Here is a 13,536-nt window from a genome sequence, read left to right on the forward strand (position 1 = left end):
GATTATTCGCAGGTAAGCAGAACCAGTACACATCCCTTTTCTGGCGTTAACGCCAACGTTTCTTGCAGCATGCGGCTTTCGCCGCTGAACAGATCCCGATAGCGCTTCCCGGCCAGTTCGTCGGGTAACGCGACCGTGGTATTGACCCACAGCTGATGATTATCGGTGACGTCAAAAACCAGACGCGGCACGGCGACAATCAGCGCCTCGTCGTCCTTAACGCGCGCATAGACAATCAGGTTCTCCTCGCGCTCGCCGCTGACCTTAAGCGGCAGCCAGTCGCCGTAGCGGAAAAGCGCGTCGTAGTGCGGTCGAAGCCGCAGCAGCGTGGCGGTAACAAACTGCTTCACCCTGCCGTCCCGCCAGCATGCCGGGTTGTCAAACACCCCGGCATCCGCCGCGCTGAGGCTCTGCACCAGGGCCGGAAAGTCCGGCTCGCGTCGGTTATCCGGGTCGACAAGGCTGAAGTTAAGCGCCTCGCTGCCCTGATAGATATCCGGCACGCCGGGCGCCGTCAGCTTGATCACCGTCTGGCTAAGGCTGTTCATCAGCCCGGCGCGGATAAAGGGCTGCATCGCCTCGCTGAAATCGTGCAGGAACAGGCTGTTGTCCGGTGAAAGCAGGTGCCGCGCGTAGCTCATCACCACGCTCTCATAGCTCTCGTTGCTGTCAATCCAGTCGGTGCGCTGTTTCGCCTCGCGCAGCGCTTTTTCGAGGAAGCCGAGAAAACGTTCTTCCAGTGATGCCAGCCCGTCAGCGTCGTCCGATGTCAGCGTGGCAGGCCAGACGCCCGCCAGCGCCTGGTAGATCATCCACGTATCGGCGGCGTTCGGCGCGGTACCGTCATTGAGAAAACGCACCTGGGTCTGGTTCATCTGCCGCCAGCGGGCCAGATTTTCCCCCCAGCGTTCCGGGGCTTCCGTCAGGGTGTAAAGGCGCGCCCGGGCATCTTCCCCGCGCTTGGTATCGTGCGTGGAGGTGCCCAGCAGCGCGTCGGGCTGACGGGCCAGACGAATGCGCATCTCCTGGTGGAAGCGGGATAAGGAAAACGCGCGCGGGGTCGGGTCAGCACCGACTTCATTGAGCGCAAGCTCGAGGTTGTGGCGAAAGAACAGCGTGTCTTCAACGGACTTCGCCATCAGCGGCCCGGTTAGCTGCTGGAAGCGGGTCCTGAACAGCGCGGCGCTCTCGCGGCAATCTTCCGGCAGGTCGCCGGTAAGAATGCGCACGATCAGGCTGAGCGCGGCTTCCGACGTCTCCACGCTGGCAACTACGCGGTTAAGCAGCGCCACGTCCGGCGGGGTTAACCCCTCGCGAGTGCCATAGGTGCGGTAGACCGGAAACGCAATAAGCAGTTCGCGCAGCGCGTGGCGGATTTCCTCGCGTGGCAGCGCAACCTCATTGCGGCGTGCCAGATCCTCAGCAAGGTTTAGCAGCGTAGTGAATTCACCCTCAAAATTACGATCGGCCATCAGGCCTTTGGCATCGCGCAGTTCCGCGTGGCGATCGACCGTGATGCCCAGCGTCTCGTCATGGATTTTCTCAAGACGTCCCAGGCTATCGTCGTCGACCAGCACTTCCGCCAGCGAGGCGATAAACTCGTAGCCGGTGGTACCGGATACCGGCCAGTCAGCGGGGAGCTGTTCCCCTTTGGCGAGAATCTTTTCGACCGTAATGTAGCAGTCGGGCCCGGTGGCCTGCCGCAGGCGCTGCAGATAGCCCAGCGGATCCGCCAGGCCGTCGACATGGTCAATGCGCAGACCATCCACCACGCCCGCGTGGACCAGCTCAAGGATCAGCCGGTGCGTGTCGTCGAAGACTGCATCATCTTCAACCCGAACGCCGACCAGCCCGGTGATCTCAAAGAAGCGCCGCCACGAGAGCTGCTTTGGCGCCTCCCGCCAGGACATCAGCCGCCAGCTTTGCGCGTTGTGCAGCTCGGCAATGCTCTTCTCCTCGCTGTACGTGTCGGGGTTGAGCGGATACTCGGCGTCGTAATAGACCAGCGCGGCCTTTTTCGTGACAGGGTCACGTTTTAACGTGATAGCTCCCTTCTCCAGCTCCGCCTCAAAGGTGTCGCCAAGAAACGGCAGCGTTAGCGGTCGCGACCCGTCGATATCGAAGTAGCGGAAATAGCGGCTCTGCTGGCCATATTCAATCACGTCCCGCCACCATGCGTTTTCCAGCGAGGTGGACATGTGGTTCGGGACAATGTCCATAATCAACCCCATACCGGCCTGCTTAAGCGCGGCGGTCATGCGGTCAAATCCGTCTCGCCCGCCGATGGCGGGGTCGATTTCATTCGGGTTGGTCACGTCATAGCCGTGGGTAGACCCCGTCGTGGCAGTGAATACGGGCGACGCGTAAAGGTGGCTGATGCCGAGGTCCTTCATATACGGCACCAGCGCTACAACGCGGTCGAAGGTCATGCCGTTACGGAACTGAATTCGGTACGTGGCGGAAGGGATCATAACGATGCTTCTCCATCAGCAAAGCGAACGACAATACCGTTCGGGGGTAAAACGTCAGTGACCTCCGGCGAGGCAAAACGCGTCTCCCCCGCCATAGCAGGCAGCGCGACGGGCTTAATGCCGATATTAAGCGCCAGTGAGAGCGTCCCCGACGGAAAGCGCCAGCACACCGCCACCATGCCGGGCGCGGTCTTGAGCACATGCCCCTCAACGGCGCCGCCCGGATGCAGAAGCGGAACGATATAGCGATGGCGCAGCGTCAACAGATGGCGCGTATAGCGCAGCCATGTCTTGCCCTCGTCGGTGGCGACTTTATGCCAGTCGAGCTTTGAGCGGATAAACGTGTTCACGTCGTTCGGGTCCGGGACGGTTTCATCGTGCCCGGCATGGCCAGTAAACTCTTTCGCGCGCCCTTCCCGCACTGCCTTTGCCAGTTCGCCGTGAAAGTCGGTGAAGAACAGGAACGGATGCGTTTCCCCAAACTCCTCGCCCATAAACAGCAGCGGGATATGCGGGGAGAGCAGCAGCGCGGCAAGCAGCACCCGCGTCTTGTCGGCACCCGCGAGGGAGATAAGCCGCTCGCCCTGGGCGCGATTGCCGGTCTGATCGTGGTTTTGAATAAAATCGACGAAGAACTGCGGCGGCTGCGTGCGGCACTCCACCCCGCGAGATTCTCCGGTTTGCAGAGACACTTCGCCCTGGTAGACAAACCCTTCCGCCAGCGCCCGGGCGAACTTTTTCTCCGGCTCAAAGGCAAAATCCTGGTAGTAGGCGTGCGTCTCACCGGTGGCAAATACGTGGGCGGCGTTGTGGAAGTCATCGTTCCACTCGCCGGTAAACAACGGCGCGTTGCCCTGTTCATCGCGCGGATGCAGGAAAATCACGTTGCGGCTGTCTTCCGTGGTCAGGTGAACGTGACGGTGCGGAATGGCCTCGCGAATTTTTGCGGCAATCTCCTCGAGAATATGCGTGTCCGAGCCGTCTTTAATCTGGTCGATGGCATCAAACCGCAGGCCATCCAGGCGGTATTCCGTCAGCCAGAAGAGCGGCGCGTCGGTCATGTACTGTCTCACCGGCTCGCGCTCGTAGGCGATGCCGTTGCCCCACGGCGTCATCCGCTGAGCATCGAAAAACGCGGGCGACAGCAAAGGCAGATAGTTCCCCTCCGGACCGAAGTGGTTAAGCACGATATCCAGCACCACGGAAAGCCCCAGCCCGTGCGCGGCATCAATAAACGCGTGGAAATCCTCCGGCGTACCGTAGGCAGAGTGAGGGGCATACAGCAGCACGCCGTCGTACCCCCAGCCGCGGGAACCGCCAAACTGAGAGACGGGCATCACTTCAAGCTGGGTAATCCCGAGTTCTGCCAGATACGGCAGCTTGTCGATGGCCGCCCGGAAGGTGCCCTCCGGGGTAAAGGTGCCGATGTGCAATTCGTAAATGATCGTCTCTTCCCACGGCCGCCCTGCCCAGTCGCGGTTGACCGGCTGGTAACGTCGGGGATCGATCACCACCGAGGGTCCGTTAACGTCGCCCTTTTGCGCCCGCGAGGCGGGATCGGGCACCGCCATGCCGTCCTGAAGAACAAACTGATATTCTGCACCGTGCGTGACGCCAGGGACGTCTGCCTGGAACCAGCCGCCGCCTGTTGCCGTCATCGGCACATCGGTGGCGGCAAGACGTAGCGTAAGTTCTTTCTGTCCTTCTGCCCAGACGCGAAAACGTACAACGTCATCGGAAATAAACTCAGCACCCCACTGCTTTTGAAATGTCCTGAATTCCATTCATTGTCCTCGAATGACCCACATTTTACGCGGAACGAAGTACAAGCTTAGTTCAGGATTAAAAGTGCGTGAGCTCAGCGGATTTAACCGCTTCGTCTATTCTTTATGAAATAACTCACTATCGGGAATACTATGCAGATTCGAAAAGGATTAAATACGGACCTCGTCCGTCTTGAATGTTGTGACTTTTCTTTCACCATTAGCCACATTGCGCGAGAGCCCTTTATCCATTGTGATTTGCATATTGAAGCCGTCGCCGAGCCGTGGATAAAAACCTACGAACTTGACATTCAAACGCTTGAAAACCATTGCGTTAATCCGGACGCCATATTTCTTGTGGCGGAAACGGATGACGGTGAATTAGCCGGATTTATTACCGCGTCGATCGGCTGGAATAAGTTTATTTCAGTGGATTATATTGCCGTTGATCGCACCAGACGCAGAACCGGTGCCGCGCAAAAATTAATGGCCGCCGCCCACGTCTGGGCCCGCAGCGTAAACGCGCCCGGATTACGGCTTGAAACACAAAATGTGAACGTCTCCGCCTGCCTGTTTTACCGTCACTACGGATTCACCCTGGGCGGGTACGACCGTTATCTCTACAACGCCTTGCCGGAAAAAGACGAGGTCGCCCTGTTCTGGTATTACATGCTGGTCTAGCGGAAACACATTGCCACATCGCGGTCATATTTCTGTCACTGAATTTCATTACGCTTTCGGGATTTTAACCAGGGTGTTGAGGAAAAAAGCGTGAATTCAATGGCTAAGGCATTACTGCTGGCATTACCTGTTATGAGTGCAGCGGCAACCGCGACGGCTGCCGGGCGCAACCTGTGTGAACCGAAAGCGTACGAAATGGCGCTGCGCTATCAGCAGAAATCGGCAGAGATTATGGCCCTTCAGCTGCAAACCTATCGGTTTGCCACCGAGCGTTTCAACGAAAAGTTAAAGGATCTGAAAACGCCCGAAAACTACGCCGTGGTGATGGACCTCGACGAAACGGTGCTGGATAACACCCCTCTGCTGGTGCGCGACGCGGAGCAGTGTCACGACTATACACAATGGGACACCTGGAGCGACTGGGAGAAGCAGGGAAAACCCGGCTTAATCCCGGGTGCGAAAGCGTTTCTTGACCACGTGAATCAGAGCAAGGTCCGGATCTACTATGTCTCGGATCGTATGCAGGAAAATAAAGCCGACACGCTGAAAACGTTAAACGCTCTCGGCCTGCCGCAGGTGTCTGACGAAAGCGTGCTGCTGGATACGGTCAGCAAGGAAGAGCGCCGCCAGAGCATCCTCAAAAAGCAGCAGATCGTGATGCTGTTCGGAGACAGCCTGCCGGACTTCGCCGTGCAGTTTAAAAACAAAAAGCCGAGCGAGCAGCAGCGTGAGCTGGTTGAAGCCAGCGCCGAACACTTCGGCAACGACTGGATTGTGCTGCCTAATGCCGCTTATGGCGCCTGGTCCAAAGCCACGCTCGATAGCTGGAACGCACCGCTGAAAAAATAAGGTTTTGCAGGCCGGGAAAGGTATCGCGCGCCTTCCCGGCCCTTCGGTTTCCTATCCATCCCGTTTATAGGTCCTATCATTTCTGGGCAGGTTCTTATAATTTTACGGAGCAGTAAGATGAGCACTTTCAAAGGAGACTCGTATGCTTACCGTGAAAAAACTTGCTCTTTCCACGCTGATTTCCAGTTCACTGCTTTTCTACCCTGCGCTCCAGGCCTCGGCAGAGACGCCCCAGCACGTCGTTAAACAACCGGCGGGCGGATATAGCGTTCAGGTTGGGGACGTTCTGGTCACCTCGTTTACCGACGGGACCGTCGCGCAGGATCTGCACAAGCTGCTGCGCCGGACAACGCCGCAAAACATTGATGAGCTGCTCGCGAAAAACGTCCAGACCAACCCGGCTGAGGTCTCCATCAACGCGTTCCTGATTGCGATACCCGGACATAAAATCCTGGTGGATACCGGCTCTGGCCAGCTCTTTGGTCCTGATACCGGCGGACGTCTGGTTGAAAGCCTCGCCACGCAGGGGATAAAACCCGAGGACATCACTGAAGTCCTGCTGACTCACGCTCACTCCGATCATGCCGGTGGCCTGGTGAAAGATGGCAAGGTGGTGTTCAGCAACGCGCGCGTTTTCGTTGGCAAACCGGATATCGACTTTTTCTTTAACGACGACAATCAGAAGAAAACCGGCTACGGCAAGAACTACTTTGACGTCGCGCAGAAGACCTTGAAGCCCTATCTTGACGCGGGGAAAGTGGTGCCGTTTAGCGGTACATCGGAGATTCTCCCGGGTCTGACCGGCACGGTTCATCCCGGCCATACGCCGGGTTCAGCCTTCTATACGCTAACGAGTAAAGGCGAGAAGATCACCTTTGTCGGCGACATCATTCATGCCGCGGCGGTTCAGTTCCCGCAGCCTGCGGTGACCATCACCTATGATGAAGATCAGAACAAAGCGGCAAGCGTACGCGAGCATGCGTTCGCTGACTTTGTGAAAAACAAGGACCTGGTTGCCGCCCCGCACCTGCCTTTCCCGGGCATCGGCTATGTGACGAAAGGCGAGAAAAGCGGTTATGCCTGGGTCCCTGTCACCTATACCAACCGGGACGCCAGCGGCGCGAAATAGAGCGATGACGCGGATATCTGACATGGACATAGACCTGCTCCTGACGCTGGACGCCCTGCTTCAGGACAGGAACATCACCCATGCGGCCGCGCGGCTGGGCATCAGCCAACCCGCGCTGTCTGCCCGTCTCGCCCGTCTGCGCACGCTGTTTGGCGAACCGCTGTTCATTCCCTCCCCGCATGGACGCGGGGTGCTTCCCACGCCGCGAGCGGAAGCGCTCAAGCCGCAGGTGGCGAACGTACTGCGCGGCATCAGCGCGCTGTTTGCCCCCACGGCATTTGATGCGCAAACCAGCAGCCGCACCTTTGTTATCGCGCTGCATGAGAACCCGGCGCTGATGCTCGGCACCGGGCTGCTTAACCAGGTGGGAACCGACGCCCCCGGCATCCGCCTGCGCTTCGCCCTGCCGGAGATGGCTGACCTGCCGCAGCAGCTGGAAAACGGGGATGTGGACATCTACATCGGCGTGAGCGCGGGCGCTCATGACGGCTGGGTGAGGCGCAAACTCCTCGACGACGCGTTTGCCACCGCCCAGCGTAAAGGCCATCCGCGCGGAACAGGTCCGTTAGATCTGGAAAGCTACTGCGCGCTTTCCCATCTGGTGGTGTCGTCAGTGGGAGATCCGTTTACCGGCTTTGTCGACCAAACTCTTGCCGGGCTGGGCTATCAGCGACACGTCGCCATGTCCACCCAGAGCTACGCCATGGCGCCGCCGCTGGTTGCCGGTACCGACCTGGTCTGTACCCTGCCGGAACGGATGCTGCGACGGTTCGCCAGCACGCTGGATATTTTTCCACCGCCGCTGCCGCTCCAGCCGATTACCATCAACATGTACTGGCACCCGAAAAACAGCCAGGATCCGGCGAATGCCTGGCTGCGCGAGCAACTCCTGCGGGCCGCCGGACGTCAGGTGTGATCGAGGGTAACCAGAAACTTTTTAAGCACTTCTGAGCGTATAATCCGGTGACAAACCAGGGTGAGTTCGCTCTCCCGCAACCGGTCGAGGATGTCCACGTAGACGACGTTCTCGACGCTCACCGCCTTTGCCGACGCGGGCAGCAGCGCCAGACCAAACCCTGCCGAAACCAGGCTTATCACCGTGGGCACGTCAGTCGCGTTTTGCACCACGTCCGGCTGAAAGCCCGCCCCGCTGCAGGCGTCATAGAAGTACTGTTCCAGCCCCATTCCCTCCGGGTCGCGCAGGGAGATCCATTTTTCGTCTTTCACCGACGAAAGCGTCAGCGCGGCGGACCCGGCCAGCGGATGCTGACGATAGAGCGCCAGCACCGTTTTCTCCGAGGCGAACGGCCGGCTTTGCAGATCGTCCGGCAGAGACGGCAGCGGCGCGCGGATGATGGCCACATCCAGCTGGTTGCTCTGCACGGCGGCGTAGAGCGTCTGCACGTTTCCCGTCATCAGCGACATGGTAATGGCCGGCCAGCGGCTATGCATCTGGCGCAGCGCGGCGGGCAGCCTGCCGTCGAACATCGCGCTCGACACGCACCCGAGGTTTAACACACCCTGCTCGCCCCTTGCCGTCTGTCTGGCGTCCAGCACTGCCTGCTCGGTTAACGAGATGGCAAGCCTGGCTTTTACCAGGAACGCTTCACCCGCGGGCGTCAGGGTTAAGCGGCGGTTCGCCCGGCTGAAAAGCGTGACGCCTAAACGTTCTTCCAGCGCCTTTATCTGCTGGCTCAGCGCCGGTTGCGCCATGTTCAGACGCTCGGCGGCCCGGTGCATATGGAGCTCTTCGGCCACGACGATGAAGTGGCGCATCTGACGAAACTGCACGAGACGACTTCCTGAATTGATATGAATTTACTTATCAATTTAACAGCAATGATGCAATTGATGCTATTGGTCATTGCCATAAAAATGGAGGTATTCAACCGAGGGAGGAAAATATGGAACACAAGATTAACGATCTCCGCAGCGCCATCGCCTTACTGCAGCGCCGCGAAGGGCAATACATTGAAACCGATCATCCGGTCGATCCCAATGCGGAGCTGGCGGGCGTCTATCGCCATATCGGCGCAGGCGGCACGGTCAAACGTCCAACCCGTACGGGCCCGGCCATGATGTTCAACAGCATTAAGGGCTATCCGCACTCCCGCATCCTGGTGGGCATGCACGCCAGCCGCGAGCGCGCGGCGCTGCTGTTGGGCTGCGAGCCCTCTGAACTGGCAAAACACGTCGGCCAGGCGGTGAAAAAGCCGGTTGCGCCGGTTGTCGTTCCGGCCTCGCAGGCCCCCTGTCAGGAGCAGGTCTTCTACGCTGACGATCCTGACTTCGACCTGCGCAAGCTGCTTCCGGCCCCAACCAACACGCCGATTGATGCGGGTCCGTTCTTCTGTCTGGGGCTGGTGCTGGCAAGCGATCCGGAAGACAGCTCGCTGACGGATGTCACCATCCACCGCCTCTGCGTTCAGGAGCGCGACGAGCTTTCCATGTTCCTTGCCGCCGGGCGCCATATCGAAGTGTTCCGCAAAAAGGCGGAAGATGCCGGAAAGCCGCTGCCGGTGACGATCAACATGGGTCTCGATCCCGCCATCTATATCGGCGCGTGCTTTGAGGCCCCGACCACGCCGTTTGGCTACAACGAACTGGGCGTCGCCGGGGCGCTGCGCCAACAGCCGGTTGAGCTGGTGCAGGGCGTGGCGGTCAAAGAGAAAGCTATCGCGCGGGCGGAGATCATCATCGAAGGTGAACTGCTTCCGGGCGTGCGCGTGAGAGAGGATCAGCACACCAACACCGGCCACGCGATGCCAGAGTTCCCGGGCTACTGCGGCGAGGCGAATCCTTCCCTGCCGGTGATCAAAGTGAAAGCCGTGACCATGCGAAACCACGCGATCCTGCAGACACTGGTGGGACCGGGGGAAGAACATACCACGCTGGCCGGATTGCCGACCGAGGCCAGCATCCGTAATGCCGTTGAAGAGGCTATTCCGGGCTTCCTGCAAAACGTCTATGCCCATACCGCGGGCGGCGGTAAGTTCCTCGGGATACTGCAGGTGAAAAAACGCCAGCCGTCAGACGAAGGGCGTCAGGGCCAGGCAGCGCTTATCGCCCTGGCCACCTATTCGGAGCTGAAAAACATTATTCTGGTCGACGAAGACGTGGATATTTTCGACAGCGACGACATCCTGTGGGCGATGACGACGCGCATGCAGGGCGATGTCAGCATCACCAATATTCCGGGGATCCGCGGCCACCAGCTCGATCCGTCCCAGTCGCCGGATTACAGCACCTCGATTCGCGGCAACGGCATTTCCTGCAAGACGATCTTCGACTGCACGGTGCCGTGGGCGCTGAAGGGCCGCTTCGAGCGCGCGCCGTTTATGGAGGTGGATCCACGTCCATGGGCGCCGGAGCTGTTTGCCGATAAAAAATAAGCTTCAGACAAACATAAAAAGGTCACCCGGCTTAAGTCCGGGTGACCTTTATTATGAGAGCGTCATACCCGGTTCATCTCTCACTAAACTGCTTAATCAGCGCCGCCATAACTGCAGCGCAAATAAAATAATGAATGAAAAGCCAGAATAAGCCATACCATGCGAAATTCATCACCTCCAGGATCCGCCATGGACTGGCAAAGAGCCTGCTCATAATGATCCCCGGCAAACGTATCGCCGGTACCTTCTGGCCTGGCCATACTGCCCATACGGCTATCGCTGACAGCAGCAAAAAGATCGCCGTCACCAGAAGTGGTGGCCCCAGACCGGGTGCAGTAATGGCCGAAAGCGCAGCAAAATAGAGTCCGCCAAAGAACCACTGAATAATGATGAGTGAAAACAGGAACTCAATGCCCAAAAAAGCACTGAGCAATCTGGGCCTGGAATGAACACCTATCAGCACCATATCGCTGAAGTAAAGGTAGAAAAAAAGGGTGGCTATCGTAATGGTGCTGACCAGGTTAATGCCCCCTGTGGAGGGTAAAATAGCGCTGAAAAGAAAGCCCCAGAATGCGAATAAGAAAAGACCCGCCGAGGTAATGCCTAAACGGGGTTTCTGCAGAAACGGCTGAATGGCGGGATTCAACCTGGCGAGCGTTTCGGGGAAAAAGTGCAGTAAGTATTGATATCGTGCTGCCATTATCTCAATAAGACCCGGCACTAATCGTATCCAACAGGGGACGCTTTGACGTTCACTTCTGAGCAGCTTAATAGCCACCCTCTCCCGCCATGATCCATGCTTCCCTTCCGCCTCCATTTTCTGCCAGGCACGGAGGATTTCAGTCTGGCGTATCTGATGATTGATGGCGTGCTGAACGTAAAGCGGGATGACATGGCTAAAGTCGTAATCATTTATCCGCCAGTCCAGCGTTTCCGCCACGATATCAAGTTGCGCTTCAGTTAATCCATCCTGCTCAGCCAGTGCAGCGGCAAGACGTTGACTGAAAATTCGTTGTTGTTCAAGGCTTCCTCGCCCGTTAATGCGAGCGGAGAGACGCTTGAGAGAAGCAATACCTGTTATCTCTTCGTTGACGAGCTTATAAGCCAGAGCCGATATTTCCTGTTCCGTGTATAACGCTTCACGCTCTGGTAAGACAACGGCCACGCGTTCGTCAGTTTCTTCCAGACGATCAACCATGGCTGCCGGTTCATCGACCAAAACAGGTTGCGGCCCCTTCTCTTTGCCTTGCTGTGCTAACCGTTTTGCATCATCAAATGCTTCCCGCAGCCGTTGGTAACCCGTGGGGTCGGTATCAGGGCGATTCTTTTTTAACTGGCGGGCATAGGCTCGCCGAATTTCCGATTCATCCTCTGTAGGGGCAATATCAAGAATTTGCCAGATATTCATCTACCTGACCCCTCGTAGTGATTGAGGAAAAGTTCAACCTCACGTGCGCAACGTTCAATCCGCTGCGGCTCCTGACTCTCAAGTGCCCACTCAAATTCTGTTGTAAGCCGGTCAATGCAGATACGCTCGTCCCCAAGAAGCCGCTCATACAGACGTGAACTGCGAGCCAACAGCGCGACGTTCTCCTTACGATCGCGAGGATGGATTTTGAGTGCAGCGAGCTTTTGCAGGCTCTCGGCAATGTGTTCATCGCTCATCTGCCCTGGCACTTTCTCAATAATTAGCCTTGAGATGGCAGGGTTTCCCTGGCACTGGCATTCAACTTCCAGCAAACCATCGAGGGTGTAGGTAAAGCGGACATCCAGAGAGACCTCTCCCGCCGGTGCTGGGGGAACATCGATACTCATTTCACCCAGAAAAATATTATCGCGAACTTTGCGCGCCTCCCCCTGGTAAATCTTCAGTAAGACAGTGCGTTGATTATCTTCAACGGTATTGACTGTCTCCATTTTACTCACGGGTAGAAAGGTATTACGTTCGATGAGTGGCAGGAAAAAGCCCGTCTCAAGACGGTCCAAACTCCGTCGGGCAACTTCAACCCCCAGAGAAAAAGGCATCACGTCCGTGAGAATAATATCCTCCACGGCGACATCAGACATGACCATTCCCGCCTGAACGCCCGCGCCAAGCGCTACGGCTTCATCTGGATGAAGGTCGTAACGTGGGAAGCGGCCGAAAAGACGTGCGACCGTCTGGCGTACGAGTGGCATACGGGTAGCCCCTCCCACCAGCAGGATGTGGTCCAGATCGTGTACCGAGAACCGCGCATCATGGAGAGCCTGCTGAACAGGCGCCTGAAGCCGGTTTAAAATCGGTTTGCAGCACTGAGCAAATTGCTCTTCATTCATTAACCAACGCCACTCCGTATCATTCCAGAATAGCGTTGCCTGTGCCTCTGCATACTGGCTAAACGTCAGTTTCATGCTTTCAGCTTTTGCCAGCAGCTCGGCTCTCACCGTATCGGGGGCAGCGTTAAGAGCAGGATGTTGTTGCAACATCCAGTGCAGAATGGCCTCAGAGAAATCATCTCCACCTAACCGTACATCACCGCTGCTGGCACGAACTTCCACCACGCTCTCAAACATATCAATAATGGAAACATCAAATGTCCCGCCGCCAAGATCGAACGTAAGGTATTTTTGTTCGCGGTTTTCCAGTAATCCAAACGCAAGCGACGCAGCTGTAGGTTCGTTTAACAGGCGGATTGCATTCAGTCCTGCCAGGCTCGCAGCATTTTTTACAGCCCGGCGTTGTACATCATTAAAGTAAGCCGGAACGGTAATGATCGCTTCGGAGACGGCCTGACCAAGCCAGACTTCAGCATCTTCTTTGAGCTGGCGAAGCAGCAGAGCGGATAACTCCTCCGCACGAAATTGCCGCTGTCCAAGCGGAAGCTGGACGTCTGTCCCCATAAAACGTTTAAAGCTCGCCTGCGTGAGATGGGGGTGAGTTTGTAAACGATCCCGGGCGGAACGACCTGTCAGAATATTACCGTCATCGTCAAGACCCACGACGGAAGGGGTCAGAACCTCACCAAATTTATTCGTAACCAGTACTGGCCGCCCCTCAAGCCAAACACTGACCGCGCTGTTCGTTGTGCCGAGATCGATTCCCAGCACCTGATTATGCGTCATCGGTATACCCGTTTTTTATTGTTAGTCTGTTGATTATACAGACAGTTAGAAGGAGCTAATGCCCAAAAAAAGGGGGATCTCGATGTTATTGCCGCTTCCCCTGCTTTCTTGTACCCTTTCAGCGTTTACCCCAATCCCCTAAAAATCGA

The 13,536-nt window shown here is 57.3% G+C and carries 10 protein-coding genes; 5 read left to right on the plus strand and 5 right to left on the minus strand.

Translation table 11 applies throughout. The features are described 5' to 3' along the window. Positions 1-2: 2 nt before the first annotated feature. The gene (treY, locus tag ACMWJS_RS04895) at positions 3-2,471 is read right to left on the minus strand and encodes a malto-oligosyltrehalose synthase (protein ID WP_414746714.1); all 2,469 of its coding nucleotides are present in this window, start codon (positions 2,469-2,471) and stop codon (positions 3-5) included. Then, positions 2,468-4,255, minus strand: a complete 1,788-nt coding sequence (gene treZ, locus ACMWJS_RS04900) for a malto-oligosyltrehalose trehalohydrolase (protein ID WP_414746715.1) — start codon at positions 4,253-4,255, stop codon at positions 2,468-2,470. Before treZ ends, treY begins: the two co-directional genes overlap by 4 nt. A 132-nt stretch (positions 4,256-4,387) precedes the next feature. Here treZ and ACMWJS_RS04905 point away from each other — a divergent pair, with 132 nt between their 5' ends. The 4 genes from ACMWJS_RS04905 (at position 4,388) to ACMWJS_RS04920 (ending at position 7,809) form a co-directional block, all read left to right on the plus strand. Continuing rightward, on the plus strand, positions 4,388-4,915 hold the full coding sequence (locus ACMWJS_RS04905) for a GNAT family N-acetyltransferase (RefSeq protein WP_045910584.1): 528 nt from the start codon (positions 4,388-4,390) through the stop codon (positions 4,913-4,915). Between the two features lie 99 nt (positions 4,916-5,014). Next, positions 5,015-5,764, plus strand: a complete 750-nt coding sequence (locus tag ACMWJS_RS04910; RefSeq protein WP_414746917.1) for a 5'-nucleotidase, lipoprotein e(P4) family — start codon at positions 5,015-5,017, stop codon at positions 5,762-5,764. A 142-nt stretch (positions 5,765-5,906) separates the two neighbouring features. Next, positions 5,907-6,893 carry an MBL fold metallo-hydrolase gene (locus ACMWJS_RS04915; protein WP_414746716.1) on the plus strand — a complete coding sequence of 329 codons (987 nt, stop codon included), beginning with the start codon at positions 5,907-5,909 and terminating at the stop codon, positions 6,891-6,893. A gap of 4 nt (positions 6,894-6,897) precedes the next feature. Next, positions 6,898-7,809 (plus strand): LysR family transcriptional regulator, encoded by a 912-nt coding sequence (locus tag ACMWJS_RS04920; protein WP_414746717.1) that lies wholly within the window; start codon positions 6,898-6,900, stop codon positions 7,807-7,809. Here the strand turns inward: ACMWJS_RS04920 and ACMWJS_RS04925 are convergent. Beyond that, positions 7,800-8,684 carry a LysR substrate-binding domain-containing protein gene (locus tag ACMWJS_RS04925; protein ID WP_008501665.1) on the minus strand — a complete coding sequence of 295 codons (885 nt, stop codon included), beginning with the start codon at positions 8,682-8,684 and terminating at the stop codon, positions 7,800-7,802. The two genes, ACMWJS_RS04920 and ACMWJS_RS04925, sit on opposite strands and share 10 nt — an antisense overlap. Before the next feature lie 113 nt (positions 8,685-8,797). Between ACMWJS_RS04925 and ACMWJS_RS04930 the strand changes: the two genes are divergently transcribed. After that, positions 8,798-10,285 (plus strand): UbiD family decarboxylase, encoded by a 1,488-nt coding sequence (locus ACMWJS_RS04930; protein ID WP_414746718.1) that lies wholly within the window; start codon positions 8,798-8,800, stop codon positions 10,283-10,285. 73 nt (positions 10,286-10,358) lie between these two features. Here ACMWJS_RS04930 and ACMWJS_RS04935 read toward each other — a convergent pair whose 3' ends face one another. Then, on the minus strand, positions 10,359-11,693 hold the full coding sequence (locus ACMWJS_RS04935; protein ID WP_414746719.1) for a J domain-containing protein: 1,335 nt from the start codon (positions 11,691-11,693) through the stop codon (positions 10,359-10,361). Beyond that, complete coding sequence (locus ACMWJS_RS04940; protein ID WP_414746720.1) at positions 11,690-13,387, minus strand: Hsp70 family protein; 1,698 nt, start codon at positions 13,385-13,387, stop codon at positions 11,690-11,692. The genes ACMWJS_RS04935 and ACMWJS_RS04940 overlap by 4 nt, the downstream gene beginning before the upstream one ends. Positions 13,388-13,536 lie beyond the last annotated feature (149 nt).

The organism is Enterobacter sp. HK-058-C-ECC (assembly GCF_047531125.1).
Lineage (GTDB): Bacteria > Pseudomonadota > Gammaproteobacteria > Enterobacterales > Enterobacteriaceae > Enterobacter > Enterobacter quasiroggenkampii.